This window comes from Jatrophihabitans fulvus (assembly GCF_054781375.1).
In genome coordinates this window covers 240,515-258,077 of sequence record NZ_BAAGUN010000002.1, presented here as the reverse complement: position 1 = coordinate 258,077, position 17,563 = coordinate 240,515, and the positions used below count along the sequence as shown (strand labels likewise).

Annotated in this window: 20 protein-coding genes; 13 read left to right on the top strand and 7 right to left on the bottom strand. The window is 73.4% G+C overall.

Features of this window, described 5'->3' with window-relative positions; genetic code table 11:
* Window positions 1-24: 24 nt before the first annotated feature.
* The 3 genes from ACYVP9_RS09775 to ACYVP9_RS09765 are packed head-to-tail and all read left to right on the top strand — an operon-like array spanning window position 25 to window position 3,022.
* Complete coding sequence (locus ACYVP9_RS09775) at window positions 25-1,035, top strand: acyl-CoA dehydrogenase (protein WP_460604599.1); 1,011 nt, start codon at window positions 25-27, stop codon at window positions 1,033-1,035.
* The gene (locus ACYVP9_RS09770) at window positions 1,032-2,357 is read left to right on the top strand and encodes a bifunctional PIG-L family deacetylase/class I SAM-dependent methyltransferase (protein ID WP_460604598.1); all 1,326 of its coding nucleotides are present in this window, start codon (window positions 1,032-1,034) and stop codon (window positions 2,355-2,357) included. Before ACYVP9_RS09775 ends, ACYVP9_RS09770 begins: the two co-directional genes overlap by 4 nt.
* Complete coding sequence (locus tag ACYVP9_RS09765) at window positions 2,354-3,022, top strand: glycosyltransferase family 2 protein (RefSeq protein WP_460604597.1); 669 nt, start codon at window positions 2,354-2,356, stop codon at window positions 3,020-3,022. The genes ACYVP9_RS09770 and ACYVP9_RS09765 overlap by 4 nt, the downstream gene beginning before the upstream one ends.
* Before the next feature lie 4 nt (window positions 3,023-3,026).
* Here ACYVP9_RS09765 and ACYVP9_RS09760 read toward each other — a convergent pair whose 3' ends face one another.
* Entirely contained in the window at window positions 3,027-3,782 is a 756-nt protein-coding gene (locus tag ACYVP9_RS09760; protein ID WP_460604596.1) for a Rossmann-fold NAD(P)-binding domain-containing protein, read from the bottom strand.
* Window positions 3,783-3,858: 76 nt separating this feature from the next.
* Here ACYVP9_RS09760 and ACYVP9_RS09755 point away from each other — a divergent pair, with 76 nt between their 5' ends.
* Both ACYVP9_RS09755 and ACYVP9_RS09750 read left to right on the top strand, forming a co-directional pair.
* Window positions 3,859-4,353 (top strand): SigE family RNA polymerase sigma factor, encoded by a 495-nt coding sequence (locus ACYVP9_RS09755; RefSeq protein ID WP_460604595.1) that lies wholly within the window; start codon window positions 3,859-3,861, stop codon window positions 4,351-4,353.
* Complete coding sequence (locus tag ACYVP9_RS09750; RefSeq protein ID WP_460604594.1) at window positions 4,353-5,276, top strand: hypothetical protein; 924 nt, start codon at window positions 4,353-4,355, stop codon at window positions 5,274-5,276. Before ACYVP9_RS09755 ends, ACYVP9_RS09750 begins: the two co-directional genes overlap by 1 nt.
* Here ACYVP9_RS09750 and ACYVP9_RS09745 read toward each other — a convergent pair.
* Complete coding sequence (locus ACYVP9_RS09745) at window positions 5,273-6,598, bottom strand: cytochrome P450 (RefSeq protein WP_460604593.1); 1,326 nt, start codon at window positions 6,596-6,598, stop codon at window positions 5,273-5,275. The two genes, ACYVP9_RS09750 and ACYVP9_RS09745, sit on opposite strands and share 4 nt — an antisense overlap.
* A gap of 168 nt (window positions 6,599-6,766) precedes the next feature.
* Here ACYVP9_RS09745 and ACYVP9_RS09740 point away from each other — a divergent pair, with 168 nt between their 5' ends.
* Window positions 6,767-7,954 (top strand): sensor histidine kinase, encoded by a 1,188-nt coding sequence (locus ACYVP9_RS09740; protein WP_460604592.1) that lies wholly within the window; start codon window positions 6,767-6,769, stop codon window positions 7,952-7,954.
* Window positions 7,951-8,616, top strand: a complete 666-nt coding sequence (locus tag ACYVP9_RS09735; protein ID WP_460604591.1) for a transcriptional regulator — start codon at window positions 7,951-7,953, stop codon at window positions 8,614-8,616. Before ACYVP9_RS09740 ends, ACYVP9_RS09735 begins: the two co-directional genes overlap by 4 nt.
* A 1-nt stretch (window position 8,617) precedes the next feature.
* Here ACYVP9_RS09735 and ACYVP9_RS09730 read toward each other — a convergent pair whose 3' ends face one another.
* A complete protein-coding gene (locus ACYVP9_RS09730; protein ID WP_460604590.1) occupies window positions 8,618-9,076 on the bottom strand; it encodes a MarR family winged helix-turn-helix transcriptional regulator in 459 nt (152 codons plus the stop codon).
* Between the two features lie 92 nt (window positions 9,077-9,168).
* Between ACYVP9_RS09730 and ACYVP9_RS09725 the strand changes: the two genes are divergently transcribed.
* Genes ACYVP9_RS09725 through ACYVP9_RS09710 form a run of 4 tightly spaced genes read left to right on the top strand, consistent with a single transcriptional unit; the run spans window position 9,169 to window position 11,457 of the window.
* Window positions 9,169-9,936 (top strand): pirin family protein, encoded by a 768-nt coding sequence (locus tag ACYVP9_RS09725; RefSeq protein ID WP_460604589.1) that lies wholly within the window; start codon window positions 9,169-9,171, stop codon window positions 9,934-9,936.
* Window positions 9,933-10,811 (top strand): DUF5996 family protein, encoded by an 879-nt coding sequence (locus tag ACYVP9_RS09720; protein WP_460604588.1) that lies wholly within the window; start codon window positions 9,933-9,935, stop codon window positions 10,809-10,811. Before ACYVP9_RS09725 ends, ACYVP9_RS09720 begins: the two co-directional genes overlap by 4 nt.
* Window positions 10,808-11,119, top strand: coding sequence for a GNAT family N-acetyltransferase (locus ACYVP9_RS09715; RefSeq protein ID WP_460604587.1), 312 nt, complete (start codon window positions 10,808-10,810; stop codon window positions 11,117-11,119). The genes ACYVP9_RS09720 and ACYVP9_RS09715 overlap by 4 nt, the downstream gene beginning before the upstream one ends.
* Window positions 11,116-11,457, top strand: a complete 342-nt coding sequence (locus tag ACYVP9_RS09710) for a ubiquitin carboxyl-terminal hydrolase family protein (protein ID WP_460604586.1) — start codon at window positions 11,116-11,118, stop codon at window positions 11,455-11,457. Before ACYVP9_RS09715 ends, ACYVP9_RS09710 begins: the two co-directional genes overlap by 4 nt.
* Window positions 11,458-11,463: 6 nt before the next feature.
* Here the strand turns inward: ACYVP9_RS09710 and ACYVP9_RS09705 are convergent, their stop codons facing one another.
* Window positions 11,464-11,961, bottom strand: a complete 498-nt coding sequence (locus ACYVP9_RS09705; RefSeq protein WP_460604585.1) for a hypothetical protein — start codon at window positions 11,959-11,961, stop codon at window positions 11,464-11,466.
* Window positions 11,962-11,992: 31 nt separating this feature from the next.
* Window positions 11,993-12,736, bottom strand: coding sequence for an endonuclease/exonuclease/phosphatase family protein (locus ACYVP9_RS09700; RefSeq protein ID WP_460604584.1), 744 nt, complete (start codon window positions 12,734-12,736; stop codon window positions 11,993-11,995).
* A gap of 108 nt (window positions 12,737-12,844) precedes the next feature.
* On the opposite strand from ACYVP9_RS09700, the gene ACYVP9_RS09695 reads away from it, so the two are divergent.
* Window positions 12,845-13,963 (top strand): glycosyltransferase family 4 protein, encoded by a 1,119-nt coding sequence (locus ACYVP9_RS09695; protein WP_460604583.1) that lies wholly within the window; start codon window positions 12,845-12,847, stop codon window positions 13,961-13,963.
* 130 nt (window positions 13,964-14,093) lie between these two features.
* Entirely contained in the window at window positions 14,094-15,584 is a 1,491-nt protein-coding gene (locus ACYVP9_RS09690; protein ID WP_460604582.1) for an alkaline phosphatase PhoX, read from the top strand.
* 76 nt (window positions 15,585-15,660) lie between these two features.
* On the opposite strand, the gene ACYVP9_RS09685 is transcribed toward ACYVP9_RS09690, so the two are convergent.
* Together ACYVP9_RS09685 and macS are read right to left on the bottom strand one after the other, a co-directional pair.
* Window positions 15,661-16,371, bottom strand: a complete 711-nt coding sequence (locus ACYVP9_RS09685) for a transcriptional regulator (protein ID WP_460604581.1) — start codon at window positions 16,369-16,371, stop codon at window positions 15,661-15,663.
* The gene (macS, locus tag ACYVP9_RS09680; RefSeq protein ID WP_460604580.1) at window positions 16,368-17,519 is read right to left on the bottom strand and encodes an ATP-binding protein; all 1,152 of its coding nucleotides are present in this window, start codon (window positions 17,517-17,519) and stop codon (window positions 16,368-16,370) included. Before macS ends, ACYVP9_RS09685 begins: the two co-directional genes overlap by 4 nt.
* Window positions 17,520-17,563 lie beyond the last annotated feature (44 nt).

Genomic DNA, 17,563 nt, shown 5'->3' with positions numbered 1-17,563 from the left:
AAGCTCCCAGCCCGAGGAGTTCCCGTGCCGTCGTCGTACCCTCTCGCCCCCGCCGACACGGCCGACGCCGTGGCCGGTGCCGCCGAGGCCGGCGAGGACCTGGACGCCCTGCTCGCGTTCGCCGCGGACGCCGGCCGCCGCCTGCCGCCGCCCGGGCGTGGTGCCACCGCGGCACGGTGGGCCGTCCTCACCGAGGTGGCACGCGTCAACCTCACCGCGGCCCGGGTGCTCGAGGCGCACTCGGACGCGCTCGCCATCCTCGACGAGGCGGGCGCGCCGCCGCCGACGGGGACCTGGGGCGTGTTCGCGGCCGAGACCCCGACCGACCGGCTCGTCGCCGAGCAGGTGGACGGCGCGGTGCGGCTGCGGGGCACCAAACCCTGGTGCTCCCTCGGCGGCGTGCTCGACCACGCCCTGGTCACCGCCCACGTGGCCGAGGGCAGGCGCCTCTTCCGGGTCGACCTGCGGCACCCGTCCGTCACGGCCCGTCCGGCCGACGGCTGGGTCGCCCGGGGTCTGCGGACGGTCACGAGCGTGCCCCTGGACCTCGCCGGGACACCGGCCGAGCCGGTCGGGGACGCGGGGTGGTACCTAACGCGGCCCGGCTTCGCCTGGGGTGGCATGGGGGTGGCCGCGTGCTGGTTCGGTGGGGCGCTCGGCGTCGCCGCGACCCTGCGCCGCTTCGCGTCCCGACGCCGCGACGACCTCACCGCGATGCAGCTCGGGGCGGTCGAGGTGGCGTTGCACGGGGCGCGGGCCGTGCTCGCCGACGCCGCCGTCGACGTCGACGCCGGACGGGCGGACGGCGCCGCGGGCGCCACCCTCGCGCTGCTGGTGCGGTCCGTGGTCGCCGACGCCGTCGAACGCGTGGTGCGCGCGGCGGGTCACGCGATGGGACCGGCCCCGCTCGCCTTCGACGCCGACCACGCGGCGCGCGTGGCGGACCTGGAGCTCTACGTGCGCCAGCACCATGCCGAGCGGGATCTCGCCGCTCTCGGCAGTGCGCTGCTCGACGGCGAGGGGACGGCCCGGTGAGCTTCGACCACCGCGTGCCGGGGACGCCGGCGTCCGCCTGGCGCGACGCGATCGCCGCGCTGCCGGTGGCACCGGCGCCGGGGCGGGGCGACCACCTGCTGGTGCTCGCCGCCCACCCGGATGACGAGACGCTCGGCGCCGGCGGGATGATCGCCGCGGCCGCCCGCCGCGGGGCGCAGGTGACCGTCGTCGTGGCCACCCACGGGGAGGGCTCGCACCCGGACTCGCCCACGCACACCCCGCAGCGGCTCGCCGCGATCCGCCGGCGCGAACTGCGCGAGGCGCTGACGGTGCTGGCCCCGGACGCCGCCGTCGATCATCTGGACCTGCCCGACGGCGGGTTGTCGGAGCGCGTCGAGAAGCTGGTGGTCGCGCTCGGGCAGTGGGTGCCGGGCTGTACCCATCTCGTGACGCCCTGGCGCGCCGACGGGCACCCCGACCACGAGGCGTGTGCCGACGCCGGGCGCATCGTCGCCTCCCGGCACGGTCTGGTGCACTGGCAGTACCCGATCTGGGCGTGGCACTGGGGCGACGCCGGCTCCGGCGACCTGTTGCGCGACGCGGTGCGGGTGCCGCTCGACGACGACGTGCGGACGGTCAAGGCGCGCGCGCTCGATCGTCACGAGAGCCAGAACCGCCCGCTGTCGCCGGCGCCCGAGGACGGCGCGGTGCTCGAACCGTTCGTGCTGGAGCACTTCACGGGTACCGACGAGGTGTTCGTGCTCGAACGCCGTGACACCCCCGTCGGGTACTTCGAGCAGCTGTACGACGAGGCGGACGACCCCTGGGGTCTCGAGTCCCGGTTCTACGAACGCCGCAAGCGGGCGGCGCTGCTGGCCGCGCTGCCGCGGGAACGCTTCCGTCGCGCGTTCGAACCGGGGTGCGCCAACGGCGCCCTCACCGCGGAGCTCGCGCTGCGATGCGGGTCGGTCGTCGCCACCGACGCGGTGGCGGCGACCGTCGCGCGCACGACGGAGCGCTTCGGGCACGTGCCGTCGGTGTCCGTCCGCCTCGGCGTCATCCCCGAGGAGTGGCCGGACGGGCAGTTCGACCTCATCGTCCTGAGCGAGGTCGGGTACTACTGCGCAGATCTGCGCAAACTCGCGTCCAGGGTCGGGTCGTCGCTGACGGACGACGGCGTCCTCGTCGCCTGCCACTGGCGTCACCCGGCTCCTGCCCACCCCTACTCGGCGCCGGACGTCCACGCCGCGCTCGGCGCCGGTCTGCGTCCCGTCGTCGAGCACACCGAGGCCGATTTCCTGCTGCACGTGTGGAACCGCAGCGGCGAGTCCGTGGCCGCGGCCGAGGGGATCGTCCCGTGATCGACGAGCTCGTGGTGGTCGTGCCCGCGAACGACGAGGAGGCCCGGATCGGTGCCTGCCTCGACGCGCTCGCCGAGGCGCGTGCCCTCGTCGCGGACCGGGTACGGACGGGCGTGGTCGTCGTCCTCGACCGGTGCACCGACGCGACCGCGCGCATCGTCGCGACCCATCCGGACGTCGCCGCCGTCGAGAGCATCGCCGGCTGCGTGGGCACCGCGCGGGCGGTGGGGGCGACGACCGCCCTCGACGGTCGTGACCCCTCGCGGACGTGGCTCGCCAACACCGACGCCGACTCGACCGTGCCGGTCGGCTGGCTGGCGCATCAGCTCGACCTCGCGGTGTCCGGGGCCGACCTGGCGCTCGGCACCATCGTGCCCGCGGCCGGGCTTGCGCCCGAGCTGTGGTCGGCGTGGCGGTCGGAGTACTCCCCGGTACCCGGCCACCCGCACGTGCACGGCGCGAACCTCGGGGTGCGCGGCGACGCGCTGCTCGCGCTCGGGGGCTGGCGTCCGCTCGTCACGGACGAGGACGTCGACCTGGCCGCCCGCGCCGTCGCCGCCGGGCTCGACGTCCGCCGGAGCGCCGAGCAGCCGGTGTCGACGAGCGTCCGGACGGTCGGCCGCGCGCCGCTCGGGTTCTCGAGCTACCTGCGGGCGCTCGGCTGACGCGTCATGCGTCCTGCTCCGTCGGACGGATCAGCAGCTCGTTGATCGCGACCCGACGGCGGCGCGTGACGATGTAGGCGATGGCGTCGGAGATGTCCTCGGCCTCCATGCGCTCCATGTCCGCGAACCGCTTCATGGTCTGCGGACGCACCTCGTCGCGCAGGTGATCGGTCAGCTCCGTCGCGACGGCGCCGGGCTCGACGAGCGACACCCGCACGTGGCGCTTGGTGACCTCCTGTCGCAGCGACTCGCCGAACGCGCCGACACCGTGCTTGGTGAGGTTGTAGACACCGCTGCCGTTGCGGGCGACGCGGCCGGCGACCGAGCTGACGAGCACCAGGTCGGCGACGTTGCGGGGCTCGGACTGCGCGGCCGACAGCAGGTGCGGCAGCGCCGCGTGCGCCGTGTAGAGCAGGCCCTTCACGTTCAGGTCGACCATGCGTTCCCACTCCTCGAGCGGGGCGTCGACGATCGGGCCGAGCAGCATGACGCCGGCGTTCGCGACGACGGTGTCGAGCCGGCCGAAGTGCTCGGCCGCCTGCGCGACGGCGTCGGTGGCGGCCCGCTGCGAGGTCACGTCCGCCTCGATGACGAGCGCGTCGTCGCCGATACGCCCGGCGAGTTCGTCGAGCCGGTCACGGCGCCGCGCCACGACGGCCACCTTGGCGCCGAGCCGCGCGAGCTCGAGCGCCGTGGCGTGTCCGATGCCGCTGCTCGCGCCGGTGACGAGCGCGACGGTTCCTTCGAGTCGATCTGCCATGGATTCCACGCTACTGCCGTGCAGCACATTCGCGCCGCCGCGCGTTGGTGGACGACGATCATGCGAAGGAGGGTCAGTGACGTTCGACGACTACGTCCGTGAGCAACGCCCGGCATTGCTGCGGTTCGCCACCGTGCTGAGCGGCCAGGTGTGGCTGGCGCAGGACATCGTGAGCGACGTGCTCGACCGCGTGTACGAGAAGTGGGACCACATCGGTGGGCTGGCGCACCCGCACGCGTACGTCCGCCGCATGGTCGTGAACGACTACACCTCGTGGCACCGCCGTGTCGCCCGCACGTCGCCGCGGGCGGACGTCGACCCGGGCGCCGTCACCGACGTCTCGAGCGCGTACGCCGAACGCGACGCGATGATCCGCCGGCTCGAAAATCTGCCGCCGAAGCAGCGGGCGGCGGTCGTGCTGCGTTATTACGCCGGGATGGCGGACGACGAGATCGCCGACCACCTCCGGTGCCGGCCCGGCACCGTCCGCAGCCAGATCGCCCGAGCGCTCGCGACGCTTCGGGTGCAGCTGCAGGAACCCGCCCTGCATTCCGTCTCAGAGGAGGCCTGATGTCCGATCTCGACCACCTGCACGCCGCGTTCGCCGAACTCGAACGACGTGCGGACGACGCACCCGAACCGTCCGTCACCACGGTGCACCACCGCACCCGCTGGGGGCTGGTGGCCGCGTCCGCGGTCGCCGTGCTCGCGGTCGGCGGCGGGGTGCTCGCGCTGTCCGTCCACGACGGGTCCGGCCCGAGCACCCAGGCCGGCAGCCGGCCGGCAATGACGTCGCCGTCCGCACGCACGACGGCGCCGCCGGCCACGTCGGCGACGCCGGCGCCCGGTTCACGCGCAGCCCGGATCCTGGGCGACGCGGCGACCGCGCTCGACGCGGCCACGACCTGGCGAACGCCGGCCGCGGACGAGTACTTCTACGTCCGCACCACCGAAGCGACGACCTGGACGTCCGTGAGCGGACGGCAGGCCGGCAAGGGTGTGAACTCCGACGGGGTGCGCATCTGGGTGCCCGGCTGCGAGAACGGCAGCTTCAGCGCGGGCAGCGGGCAGGACGGCAGCTGCACCCTGAACGACGTCCCGCACTACCGCGGGGATGCCCCCACGGTGCCGGCGCGGTGGGACGCCTATCTCGAAGGCATTGCCCCCGGCGCGAAGGCGGGCGGCGCGCAGGGCAAGATCATCGTCCAGGTGCTGCACCAGGACCTGATCTCGCCGAAGGCGACCGCCGCGCTGCTGCGTCACACCGAGAGCTGCTCCGGTCTGCGCACGGTGAAGGTCGCACCCGTCGGTGGTCGGCAGCTGGTGGGCGTCACGTGCACGAGCATGGCGGCCGGTTCCTACGCGCTCGTGTTCGACGCCGACACCCACGACTTCGTCGGGTTCCAGGTCGTCAGCGCGGCGGGCAAGGCCAAGGGGCAGCCGGAGCTGGTTCTGCGGACGGGCATCGTCGACGCGCCGGGGCAGCGACCCTAACGAGCCGCCACCGGCAGGTGCTCGAAACCGCGCAGCACACGGGTGCGCCGCCGTCGCGGCGCACCCGTGATGCGCAGGTCCGGGAAGCGCTCGAAGAGCGTCTCGAGCGCGATCGCGGCCTCCATGCGCGCGAGCTGGGCGCCGATGCAGTAGTGGATGCCGGACGAGAACGCCAGATGCTGGCGGGCCTCGGCGCGGGTGACGTCGAAGCGATCGGGGTCGGCGAAGACGTCCGGGTCGCGGTTGGCGGCACCGAGCATCAGCACGACGAACTCGCCCGCCCGCACCCTCTGCCCGGCTACCTCGGTGTCCTGCCGGGCGACGCGGACGGTCACCTGGACGGGCGCGTCGTAGCGCAGGGTCTCCTCGACCGCGTTGGGCCACCCGCTCGCGTCCGCCTTCAAGCGGTCGAGCTGACCGGGGTTGTCGAGCAGCAGGGGCACGGCGTTGCCGATGAGGTTGACGGTCGTCTCGAAACCGGCTCCGAGCAGCAACAGCGTGTTGACGCGCAGTTCTGCGTCGGTGAGCCGGTCGCCGTCCTCGTTGGCGCGGATCATCGTGCTGAGCAGATCGTCACCCGGATTTGAGCGGATGTCCGCAATGTGTTCGTCGAGGTAGGCGTGCGCGTCTCTGATCGCCTGGTCGGCGACGCGGTAGTCGCGCCACCCGACTGCGGGGTCGAGCGTCAGCGCCGCCTCGTTGCCGATGCGCAGCAGCTCCGGCCGCCGGTCCTCCGGTACCCGCATGATGTCCGCGATCACGGTGAGCGGCAGCGGCGCCGCGAACGACTCGACGAGATCGAAACCGGACGGGTCCACCCGGTCGAGCAGCTCGTTCGCCACGCGCCGGATCGTGTCGGCGTGCCGGGCGATCGCCCGCGGCGTGAAGGCGTGCGCGACCAGCTTGCGGATGCGGCTGTGCTGCGGCGTGTGCACCGCCAGCAGCGAAGGCGCGTCGACGAGGCCGAGGGCGCTCGGGTCGACGGCCGCGGCCAGCACCCGGTTCAGCGGCTTGAAGGGCGCCGCGCCCGGGTCGGCGGCGAAGTGCTCGTGACGCAGCACCTCGTTGGCGACCGCGTGCCGGGCCGTCGCCCGCACCATCCGGTTGCCGCCGAGCGGGCCCATCGCGTGCAGCGCGGCGAAGTGCGACGCCGGGTCGGCCAGGACGTCCGGGTCGACGGACGAGCGCGCGATCGGGTCGCCCCGCTTCGCCGCCGCCCGCAGCGCGACACCCTGGATGCCGTACCGCATCGCCCACACGACGGCCGTCCGCGACGTCTCCAGCAACGTCGCAGGCGTCCGCCCGGCCTCGACCACGCTCATGCCACACCCTCCTGTCGGACGCCGCGACGGCGCCTGCCGACCACGCTAGGCACCCGGACGGCGTCGCGCGTCGGACCACGGCACCGACTCCTTCTCCTACCCAGGTAGGAGACGTGATGCCTGCCGCGGCCGGATTGCGGCGTCCGCCGCCGTTCCTAGAGTGGACACGTGGTGACCGGCATGCGGCGTCTGCAACTGCGCATCGAGCGCAGTTGCGAGCGCATGGGCGCGACCTACCCCTGGTGGATCCCGGCGTTCACCACGCTGGCGACGGTCGCGATCGCGGTCGCTTCGTGGGCGCAGCGGGGCGCTGTGAACGCCCCTGTGTCCGTGCAGCTCGCGACGGTGTTGACGGTGTCGCCGCTGGTGCTGTGGTGTCTGACGGCGCGCATGCTCATGCCGCTGGTCGAGTCGGCCACGACCCTCGTGGCGGTCGCGCTCTTCCTGACCGATCCGGCGAGCCCCGACCTGGCGCCGCTGCTGCTGCTGATCGCGGCCGGTGAACTGGCGGCCGTCCTCGGCGTGGCGGTCGCCCTCACCGCGGCGGCCGTCGACGTCGGGGTGCTGGTCGTCGCCGCGGCGCTGGACCACCTCGACAACCTCGGCGTCTACGCCATCGGTGTCGTGCTCGCGGCCCAGGTCGGCATCGCGCTGCGCTGGCAGATGCGCGCGCTGCGCGCCGAACGCGAGAACACCGCGCACGCGCAGGAGCGCGCGATGCTCGCCGAGCGCCAGCGCCTCGCCCGCGAGGTGCACGACGTCGTCGGACACTCGCTGAGCATCAACCTGCTGCACGTCACCGCCGCCCGTCACGCGCTGCAGCAGCACGCCGACATCGCCGACGCCGTCGAGTCGCTGTCCGAGGCCGAGCGTGTCGGCCGCGCCGCGATGCGTGACCTGCGGCGGACGGTCGCGGTGCTCGCTGCGGGCCCGAGCGAGGCCCACGCGCTGCCCGGCGCCGCCGACATCCCCGAGCTGGTCGAGCGCTCCCGCGCCGCCGGTCTGGACGTCACGATCGACAGCACCGGCGAGCTGGGTGCGCTGGGCCCGTCCGCCGGGCTGGGGCTGTTCCGCATCGTCCAGGAGTCGCTGGGCAACATCGCCCGGCACGCGCCGAACGCGCGGGCGACGGTCACCGTCGACGAGACGCCGGACGGCCTGCGGCTCGAGATCGTCAACACGCTGCCGGACGGTCCGCGGGAACCGTCCGCCGGCGGCAGCGGGCTGCCCGGGATGGCGGCCCGGGCCGAGCAGCTCGGCGCGGACCTGCGCGCCGGGGTCGAGGGGGTCGAGGGGGCACGGTGGGTCGTCGAACTGACCGTGCCGCGCCGGGCGCGTGTCGGGGTGGCTCCGTGACCGCGCCGACCCGGGTGCTGCTCGTCGACGACCAGGAACTCGTCCGCTCGGGCCTGCAGCGCATCCTCCGGCGCCGCGACGGGTTCGCGGTCGTGGCAGAGTGCGGCGACGGGGCCGACGTCCCGGACGCGCTCGCCGCCCACGAGGTCGACGTGATCGTCATGGACCTGCGCATGAAGCAGGTCGACGGCATCGAGGCGACCCGCCGCCTGCAGGACATCGCCGGTGCCCCGCCGGTGCTCGTCCTCACCACCTTCGACGACGACGAACTGCTGTCGGCGGCGTTGCGCGCGGGGGCGGCGGGCTTCGTGCTCAAGGACTCCGCCGCCGAGGACCTCATGCGCGCCGTGCGGGCCGTCGCGGCAGGGGACAGCTGGCTGGACCCCGCGGTCACGTCCCGGGTGCTGGACGCCTACCGCGCGGCGCCGCCGACGCCCGGCACGGTCGCCGAGGAACTCACCGCACGCGAGCGCGACGTGCTCGCCGCCATCGGCAACGGACGGACGAACGCCGAGATCGCCGCCGATCTGGTCATCAGCGAGCTGACGGTGAAGAGCCACATCGGACGGGTCTTCGCGAAGCTCGGGCTGCGCGACCGCGCGGCCGCGATCGTCTACGCCTTCGACCACGGCATCGTCACGCCGTCACCGCAGCGTCGCTGACTCAGCCGGCGTCGTCCGCGATGCGCCCGATCACCCGCTCGCCGATCTCGGTCAGCGTGCGGCGCTCGGTGTCGTCGAGCGCGTCGAACAGCACCCGGCGGACGGTCGCCACGTGCGCCGGCGCGGCCGCGGCCAGGCGCTGCCGGCCGTGGTCGGTGAGCGTGACGAGCAGTCCGCGCCGGTCGTGGGTGGGCTCGGCGCAGGCGACCAGTCCTCGGGCCGTCATGCGCCGCAGGTGGTGGCTCATGCGGCTCTGCTCCCACTGCAGCAGGTCGCAGAGCTCGAACGCGCGCAGCCCGCCCTCCGGCGCCTCGTGGACGTTCACCAGCACGTCGTAGTCGGCCAGTGACAGGTCGGCGTGCTGCTTGAGGTCGCGGTTGAGGTGCGCGGTCAGCCGGGAGGACATCTGCAGGTAGGCCCGCCACGCGCGCTGCTCGTCGTCGCTCAGCCACCCCGTCACAGGGTCACCCTATTGCCCGGTTGATGACGTGTCATGTAACGTCGCCGACGACCCGATACATGACGTGTCATGTTCATCGACGAGGAGTTGCCATGACCGAGATCCAGGTGCACCCGGGCGTCGACGTCCGCCGGGCCGACGAGCGTGCCGCCACGAAGCTGTCCTGGCTCGACTCGAAGCACTCGTTCTCGTTCTCGCGCCGCTGGGACCCCGCGAACACCCACCACGGCCTGCTGCTGGTCAACAACGACGACGTCGTCACGCCCGGCACCGGCTTCGAGACGCACCCCCACCAGGACATGGAGATCGTGACCTGGGTGCTGCGGGGCTCGCTCGTGCACCAGGACTCCACCGGCCACAACGGGGTCATCTATCCCGGGCTCGCGCAGCGGATGTCCGCCGGCACCGGCATCCTGCACTCCGAGAAGAACGACGCCTTCCGGCTGTCGGACGGCCCCCGCGAACCGGTGCGCTTCGTCCAGATGTGGGTGCCGCCGGACACCGCCGGCATCACCCCGGGCTACGAGCAGCTCGAGATCGACGACGCCCGGCTGGCGTCCGGGCTCGTGCCGGTGGCCTCGGGCATGCCGCAGCACGCCGACGACACCGCCATCCGCATCGCCAACGAGTACGCGGCGCTGCACGCCTCGCGGCTGCAGCCCGGCCGGACCGTGGAGCTTCCCGACGCGCCGTTCGCCCACCTGTTCGTCGCGCTCGGCAGTGTCGAACTCGAGGGCGGCCCGACGCTGCTCGAGGGCGACGCCGCCCGGTTGACCCTCGCCGGAGCGCGTAGGGTCACGGCCCTCGAACCCTCGGAGGTCCTCGTGTGGGAGATGCACGCCACGCTGGGTGCCGCGTGACCGCGCCCCGGTGGCCCGAGCTGCCGCTGTCCGAGTGGCAGGGCACCCGTGACGCGCTGCACCTGTGGTCGCAGGTCGTGGGCAAGACGAAGCTCGGGCTCGTGCCGCCGCTGAACCACTCGTGGGGCGTCGCCCTGCTCGTGAACGCCCGCGGCCTGACCACGGGTCTGATGCCCGGCGGCCTCGAGCTCGCGTTCGACCTCGTCGACCACGAACTGGTGCTCACCACGACGCAGGGCGAGCGGCGGACGATGCCCCTGCGCGCGGAGTCGGTCGCCGACTTCTACGGCCGCTACATACAGCTGCTCGGTGATCTCGCCGTCCCGATCGACACGACGCCCACCGAGATGGTCGACGTCACGCCGTTCGAGGACGACCGCGAGCCGCGCCCCTACGACCCCGAGGCCGTGCGCCGCTTCTGGACCGCCCTCGTCGCCATGACCGAGGTGTTTGCGCAGTTCCGCGCAGAATATCGGGGCAAGGCGAGCCCGGTGCACTTCTTCTGGGGCGCGTTCGACCTCGCCGTCACCCGCTTCTCGGGGCGGCCCGCACCGCAGCATCCCGGTGGCGTGCCGAACTGCCCCGACCGCGTCATGCACGACGCCTACGACTCCGAGCTGTCCAGCGCCGGCTACTGGCCCGGGCCGGACGGCGAGGGGGTCTTCTACAGCTACGCCTATCCCGAACCGGACGGGTACCGCGACACCGATCTCGGGGTGCCCGGTGCCCGCTTCGATGCCGCGCTCGGCGAGTTCGTGCTGCCGTACGCCGCCGTGCGCACGTCCGACGACCCCGACGCGGTGCTGCTGGCGTTCCTGCGGTCGTCCTTCGAGGCCGCCGCGCGCACCGCCGGCTGGCCGGGGGAGGTCTCGTGAGCGAGCAGGTCGACGTCCGCGACAACCCGGACGAGCAGCGCTACGAGATCACGGTCGACGGCACCCTCGCCGGCTTCGCGGTCTACCGGCTCGACGGCCCCGACAACGGCCGCACCGTGTTCGTGCACACCGAGATCTCGCCCGACTTCGGCGGACGCGGGCTCGGCAACACCCTGGCCGCCGCGGCCCTCGACGACGTGCGGGCCCGCGGCCGCCTGGCCGTCCCGATCTGCCCGTTCATCGCCGCCTTCGTCCGGCGGCACCCCGAGTACCAGGACCTCGTGGCCCGAGAAGGAGAGCAGCGATGACCGACGCGATCGACCCGTCCGCCGTTCCCAGTGGTGAGGGCTGTCTCGAGTGCGACGGCGCCGGTGGTTGGTGGGTGCACCTGCGCCGCTGCGCCACGTGCGGCCACATCGGCTGCTGCGACACCTCGCCCTCGCAGCACGCCCGGCGGCACCACGAGCAGACCGGTCACACCGTGATCACCAGCTTCGAGCCCGGCGAGGACTGGTTCTACGACTTCACGACCGACGAGGGCCTCGCGGGACCGGAGCTCGCCCCGCCGCACGCGCACCCCGTCGGCCAGCCCGTGCCGGGCCCAGCCGGACGGGTGCCGGCCGACTGGCGCTCACACCTGAACTGAGATCGGTCAGCCGAGCGCGCGGCGGGCGGCCTTGCGGATGCTGCCGCGCAGTTTCGTCGCGCGATCGGCGGGAAGCACGCGCATCGCCGCGTCGGCGGCGCGGCCGGCGGTGGCGATGGCGCGGCCACGCGCGTCGCGCGGGTTCGACGGACGCGGCACGCGCGAGCGCGGGTCGTCCGCACCCCACAGCAGCACGAGCGGACGCTCGCCCTGCACGAGCAGTCGCGCGGCCAGCCTGGGTCCGTCGGCGCCGAGGCGCAGGCCCCAGATGCCGTCGGCGAGCTCGCCGCGGGCGATGGTGGCGACGAGCGCCGGGCGTCCGGCGCGCTCGGTCACGGCGGCTCGGGCGGTGACCTCCCGGTCCTTGCGCCGCAGCACGACCGTGGTCGCCGAGGGCACGTCACCGGTCGGCTGCGCGAACACCAGTTCGGCGTCGCCGCCGCGGCGGCGGGCATAGCTGCCCACGAGATCGAAGTCCGCCGACGGTGGCATGGAGTCGCCCATGTCGCGTGAGCCTAATGCCCGTCGTGCCCGGTCATCGCCGCAGGCGCAGCTGGGCCACGACGGGGTTGTGGTCGGACGGGATCATCCCGACGAATCGTCCGGCCCGCAGCCGCACGACCACCGCGACCGACTCGACCGCGACGCCGGGTGAGGCGAAGACGCGGTCGATGCTGTCGCCGAAGGCGGGCGGCACGCGGCGATACTGGTTGGCGCTGTTGTACCGCAGCCCGTACCGCCGCTGCGCGACGTACTGCGCGTCCGCCACGCCGGCGGCGCGCATCGCGAGACCGGGCCCGTCGAACACGTGCGTGGTACGGGATTCGTTCGAGTTCACGTCGCCGGCATAGACGACGGGCACCCCCGACCTGCGGGCCCGGGCGGTGCCGAGGCGCAGCATCGTCCGCGTCTCGCGCCACCGGGTCGCGTCGGCCGCGCGCCCGCCGCCCGCGGGCAGGTGCGGAGCCACGACGAGCACCCGCGACCCCGGCGCCCCGAACTCCTGCCACGCCGCGTAGTGCTCGACGCCGGCCGTCGTGCCCGTCGTCCAGACGCCGCCGGCGCCGACCGGGCGGACGGCCGCCGTGCGGTAGAGCAGGTAGACGCCGTGCCGGTGATAGCCGTGCTCGCTCGGCGGGCGCTCGGTGGCGGCCAGCGCGAACCCGGGCAACCGGCGCACGAGATCGTCGATCTGGCGGGTGCCGCCGTAGCCCTGCGGCTCGGGGGCGGCGATCACCAGCGCGAGAAGGGTCAGGACGCCGAGCACCGTCGATCGCAAGGCAGAACCCTCCCGTCCGTGAGCGCCGAGTATGCGTCACCCGCTGTTCAGCTGCGCGCCGTGTCGTGTCCGCGGGGTGGACGGTCGGCGACCCCACCGTGAGGAAACGTGCGCATCGCGTTGATCGCCGAGACCTTCACCCCCGCCGTGAACGGCGTCGTGAACTCGGTCAGACAGGTCGCCGACCAGCTCGCCGGCCGCGGCCACCGGCCCGTCGTGGTCGCGCCGAGCGGCACGGCCTACCTCACCGCCCGCGGTCACGCCGTCGACGTCGTCACCGTGCCGTCGACCCGGTTGCCGGGGTACCGCGGGCTGGAGATCGCCCGCCCAGGGGTCGACCTGCGCGACACCCTGGCCCGGCTGCGTCCGGACGTCGTCCATCTGGCCTCGCCCGCCGTGCTGGGCGCTGCAGCTGTGCGCGCCGCCACCGAGTTGGGAATTCCTACTGTCGCTGTCTGGCAGACCGACCTCTCGGCCTTCGCGCGGCGTTACCACGTGCCGCTGCGCGCGACGTTCGTGTGGAACCGGTTGCGCAGCATCCACAACGCCGCAGGCCTCACGCTGGTGCCGTCGAGCGCGTCGGCCTACCAACTGCGGCAGCAGGGGATCGGGCCGCTCGCGCTGTGGCAGCGGGGTGTCGACACCTCGCTGTTCCACCCCCGTCGGCGCGACCGCGCCCCGGGCGGCGATCTCGTCGTCGGTTTCGTCGGACGGCTCGCGCCCGAGAAGCGGGTGCACCTGCTCGCCCCGATCAGCCGGATGCCGGGCGTGCGGCTCGTCGTCGTGGGCGACGGGCCGAAACGCGCCGCGCTCGAACGGGTCATGCCCCGCGCCCACTTCACCGGTCAGCTGACCGGGGAAGAGCTCGGTCGCGCCGTCGCCTCGCTCGACCTGCTGGTGCATCCAGGCGCGGACGAGACGTTCTGCCAGGTCGTGCAGGAAGCCCTCTGCGCGGGTGTCCCGGTGATCGCCACCGCGGCCGGCGGACCGCTCGACCTCGTCCGTCACGGCGACAACGGGCTGCTCTGGGCCGGCGGCGACCCCGGCACGCTGGCCGCGCAGGTGAGCGAGCTGGGCGACGACCGCGCCGGGCTGGCCCGCCTGGCGGCACGGGCCCGTCCGTCCGTCGAGCACCGCACCTGGGAACGGGTGACGGACGAGCTGCTCGGCCACTACGACCGCGTCCTTACGGCGCCGGACGCGTCGCGCGTGCGCAGGGCGGGTTAGTCGCTTACCCGATTCACAGGCTGTGTCGGCCCTGCGGCCGGACGGTCTTCACCCGTTCGTCACCTTCCGCCCCGAGTGTCCTGTGCGGCACGAACGGTCCGAACCACCCGACACCCAGGAGTACCAGGACATGGCCGTATCCCGGCGTCAGATCCTCACCGGTGGAGCCGCAGGCGTCGGCCTCGCCGTCGCGGGCACCATCCCCGCCCTCAGCTCGGACGCGCTCGCGGCCCCGGCGCCGCAGGGCAAGGCCCCGAAGCCGCCGAAGCCGCCGAAGCCGCAGCGGGACAACCCGCCCTTCCCGCCGCTGCAGGCCGACCCGGACGGGCTGCTCGCCCTGCCCGCCGGCTTCTCGTACCGCATCGTCACCGAGACGGGGAAGACCGAGCTCGACGGCGGCGGCAAGACCCCGGGCGCGCACGACGGCACCCACGCCTTCGCGGCGTCCAAGGGCCGCACCCGCCTCGTCCAGAACCACGAGCTCACCTCGTACGGCAACGAGTTCGGTGTTCCGCACGTGCGCGGCACCGTCTACGACCGCGGCGCCGACAACGCCGGCGGCTGCACCGTCATCGAGGTCGACCGCGACGGTCGCAACCTCGGCGAGTGGGTCGGCATCTCCGGCACGCTCACCAACTGCGCCGGTGGGCACACCCCGTGGGGCAGCTGGCTGACCTGCGAGGAGACCGAGACCAAGGCCGGCACCACCTGGACCAAGGGCGACCGGTCGGGGACCTACCAGAAGGACCACGGCTACGTCTTCGAGGTCTTCGCCGAGGCCTCGACCCGGCAGCTGCCCAAGCCGATCAAGGCGTTCGGCCGCTACGCCCACGAGGCGCTGGCCGTCAGCCCCGACCGCACCCGCGTCTACCTGTCCGAGGACGCCAGCGGCCCGAACGGCCTGTTCTACCGCTGGACCGCCCCCAAGGGCGTCAAGCTCGGCGCCGGCATCGCCAACCAGCTCGGCCCCAAGGCCGGCGTGCTCGAGGCGATGAAGATCGTCCTGGACGACGGCAGCGTCCTGCCCGACGTCGCCTACATCACCTCGGCGCAGCTCGGCCGTCCGTTCAAGGTCGAGTGGGTCGAGGTCCCCGACCGCGACGCGGCCTCCGTGTCCGTCCGCAAGCAGTTCACCGACGGTCAGGTGACCCGCGGCAAGAAGTTCGAGGGCGTCTTCGGCACCGACCACGGCGCCTACGTCGTCAACAGCTTCGCCTTCGGTGCCGCGGACCTGCCGGCCGACGCCGTCAAGCACGACGGCCTGGTCTGGTTCTACGACTACAAGGCCGAGACGATCAAGCTGGTGACGTACTTCCCGCACCAGGCGCAGGCCGAGGGCTCGGTCACGCCGAAGTACAGCGACATGACGTTCGACGGTCCCGACAACGTCACCGTCACGCCCTGGGGCAGCCTCGTGCTCGCCGAGGACGGCGTCGGCGCCTCGCACGTGCTCAGCTCGGTGCCCAACGGCCCGACCTATGCGATCGCCCGCAACGAGCTCAACGACAGCGAGTTCACCGGTCCGACGTTCTCGCCCGACGGCCGCACGCTGTTCGTGAACATGCAGACCCCGGGCTACACGTTCGCCATCACCGGTCCGTGGGAGAAGTACCTGGGCTGACCCCCACCCTCTCGTCACTTGTGGCGCCCTGACGCGGCATACGGCGTCAGGGCGCCAGAAGTTGTCCGGAGGGACGTCAGTCGGCGATGCCGTGCTCGACGGCCCAACGGGTCAGCTCGACCCGGTTGTGCAGCTGCAGCTTCTGCAGCGTGTTCTGCACGTGGTTCTGCACGGTGCGGTACGAGATGCCGAGCCGCTCGGCGATCGCCTTCGCCGACTGTCCCGTCGCGATCTGCTTCAGCACCTGCGTCTCACGGTCGGTGAGCACGGCCGCCGGGGACGGCTCCTCCCGGTCGATGCGGCGGTACTCGCCCAGCACCAGCGCGGCCAGGCCGGGCGAGTACGTGGCGCGTCCCTGGGCCGTCCGCGCGACAGCGGTGAGCAGGTCGTCACGCGCAGCCGACTTCACCAGGTAACCGCGGGCGCCGGCCTTCATCGCCGCGAGCACGTCGGCGTCCTCCCCGGACTGCGAGAACATCAGGATGCGGACGGACGGGTCGCCCGCCACCAGCGCCGCGGTCGCCTCGACCCCGGACATGCCGGGCAGCTGCAGGTCCATCAGCACGACGTCCGGACGGACGGCCGGTGCCGTCCGCACCGCCGACTCGGCGTCGCCGAAGGTTCCGACCACGTCGTAACCGGCCTCGGCGAGATCGCGTTCGAGCGCGTCGCGCCAGATCGGGTGGTCGTCGACGAGCACCACCCGGACCCCGGCGCCGTCAGGGGATTCCGGGACGACCTCGGTCGCGTCGGTGTTCCTCGGGTTCGCTGTGCGGAAGTCGCTCATCGCAGCGGCACCGTCATCTCGATCTCCGTTCCCTGACCCGGTGCGGACGTGATCGTGCACTGCCCGCCGAGGTCCTCGATGCGGCCCCGGATCGAGCGGGCGACCCCGATCCGCCCGTCCGCGGCTGCCTGCTCGAGGCGCCCCGTCGCGAAGCCGGGACCGTCGTCGCGCACCGTCACGACGACCTCGTCGCCCAGCGCCTCCAGGAGTACCCACGCCTTCGCGTCCGGGCTCGCGTGCACCTCGACGTTGTGCAGCGCGGCGCGCACCGCGTCCGTGATCCCACGTGCCGCCGCGGCCGGCACCACCACGGGCGAGCCGGGCACCGACACGGTCACGGTGCCCGAGCGCAGCGTCCGCAGGTCGTCGGCGAGGTCGCGTTCGCCGATCACGCCCTCGTCCGGGCGAGAGGTGATGAGGCCGCGCAGCGCCGCCTCCTGCTCGGCGGCGGCGTCGGCCAGCGCGGCCCAGCGCCCGCCCTCGTCCCGCCCGGTGCGGTGGACGAGCCCGAGCACCTGCAGCACGCCGTCGTGGATCGAGCGGGCCAGCCGCTCGCGCTCGGCGAGCGCGGCCCGCTCGGCGGCCGCCGCCTGCAGTTCGTGCTCGGCGCGCACCACGTAGCGGGTGAGCAGGCCGACCACGACGCCGACGATCGCGAGAAGGAGCCCGCTGTACAGCGTCTCGCCCGCGTAGCCGCCGCGGACGGTGTACGCGGCCGCGTACTGCACCAGGCCGGCGGCGACCCCGCCCAGCGGGCCGGCGACGAACGCGGCCTCGATGGTGGGACCGGCGGCCCAGATGGTGGTCAACGTGACCATGCCGCCGTGTTCCTGCGGCGTCGTCTGCGCGGCCAGCGTCGCCAGCGTCAGCCCGGCGGTGACCAGGACGTCGGCCACCACGACCGTCCGCCGGTGGGCCCGACCGCGGGCCGCGAGCACCGCGACCACCCCGGTCACGACCGCCATGGCGGCGCCGACGGCCAGCGCGACGGGGGCCCGGTCGTACAGCGGCTGCCAGCGGACGATGAGGTAGAGACAGACGACGAGCCCGGCGAGTCGGAAGTACGCGACGGCCCGCCAGAGGGACAACCGCACCCCGGTGACGGGCAGGGTGGGCCGCGCGGACGGCGTCACCGCGGGCGCGCGCATGGTCGCACCGTAAACCGAGTGGTCAACCTGTGCGTTTCGTAATA

Excerpts from the sequence above, each read along its gene's own strand:
- ACYVP9_RS09760 (WP_460604596.1), bottom strand. The coding sequence starts at position 3,782 with ATGGCAGATCGACTCGAAGGAACCGTCGCGCTCGTCACCGGCGCGAGC.
- ACYVP9_RS09705 (WP_460604585.1), bottom strand. The coding sequence starts at position 11,961 with ATGGGCGACTCCATGCCACCGTCGGCGGACTTCGATCTCGTGGGCAGC.
- ACYVP9_RS09745 (WP_460604593.1), bottom strand. The coding sequence starts at position 6,598 with ATGAGCGTGGTCGAGGCCGGGCGGACGCCTGCGACGTTGCTGGAGACG.
- ACYVP9_RS09750 (WP_460604594.1), top strand. The coding sequence starts at position 4,353 with ATGTCCGATCTCGACCACCTGCACGCCGCGTTCGCCGAACTCGAACGA.
- macS (WP_460604580.1), bottom strand. The coding sequence starts at position 17,519 with ATGCGCGCGCCCGCGGTGACGCCGTCCGCGCGGCCCACCCTGCCCGTC.
- ACYVP9_RS09685 (WP_460604581.1), bottom strand. The coding sequence starts at position 16,371 with ATGAGCGACTTCCGCACAGCGAACCCGAGGAACACCGACGCGACCGAG.
- ACYVP9_RS09725 (WP_460604589.1), top strand. The coding sequence starts at position 9,169 with ATGACCGAGATCCAGGTGCACCCGGGCGTCGACGTCCGCCGGGCCGAC.
- ACYVP9_RS09710 (WP_460604586.1), top strand. The coding sequence starts at position 11,116 with ATGACCGACGCGATCGACCCGTCCGCCGTTCCCAGTGGTGAGGGCTGT.
- ACYVP9_RS09690 (WP_460604582.1), top strand. The coding sequence starts at position 14,094 with ATGGCCGTATCCCGGCGTCAGATCCTCACCGGTGGAGCCGCAGGCGTC.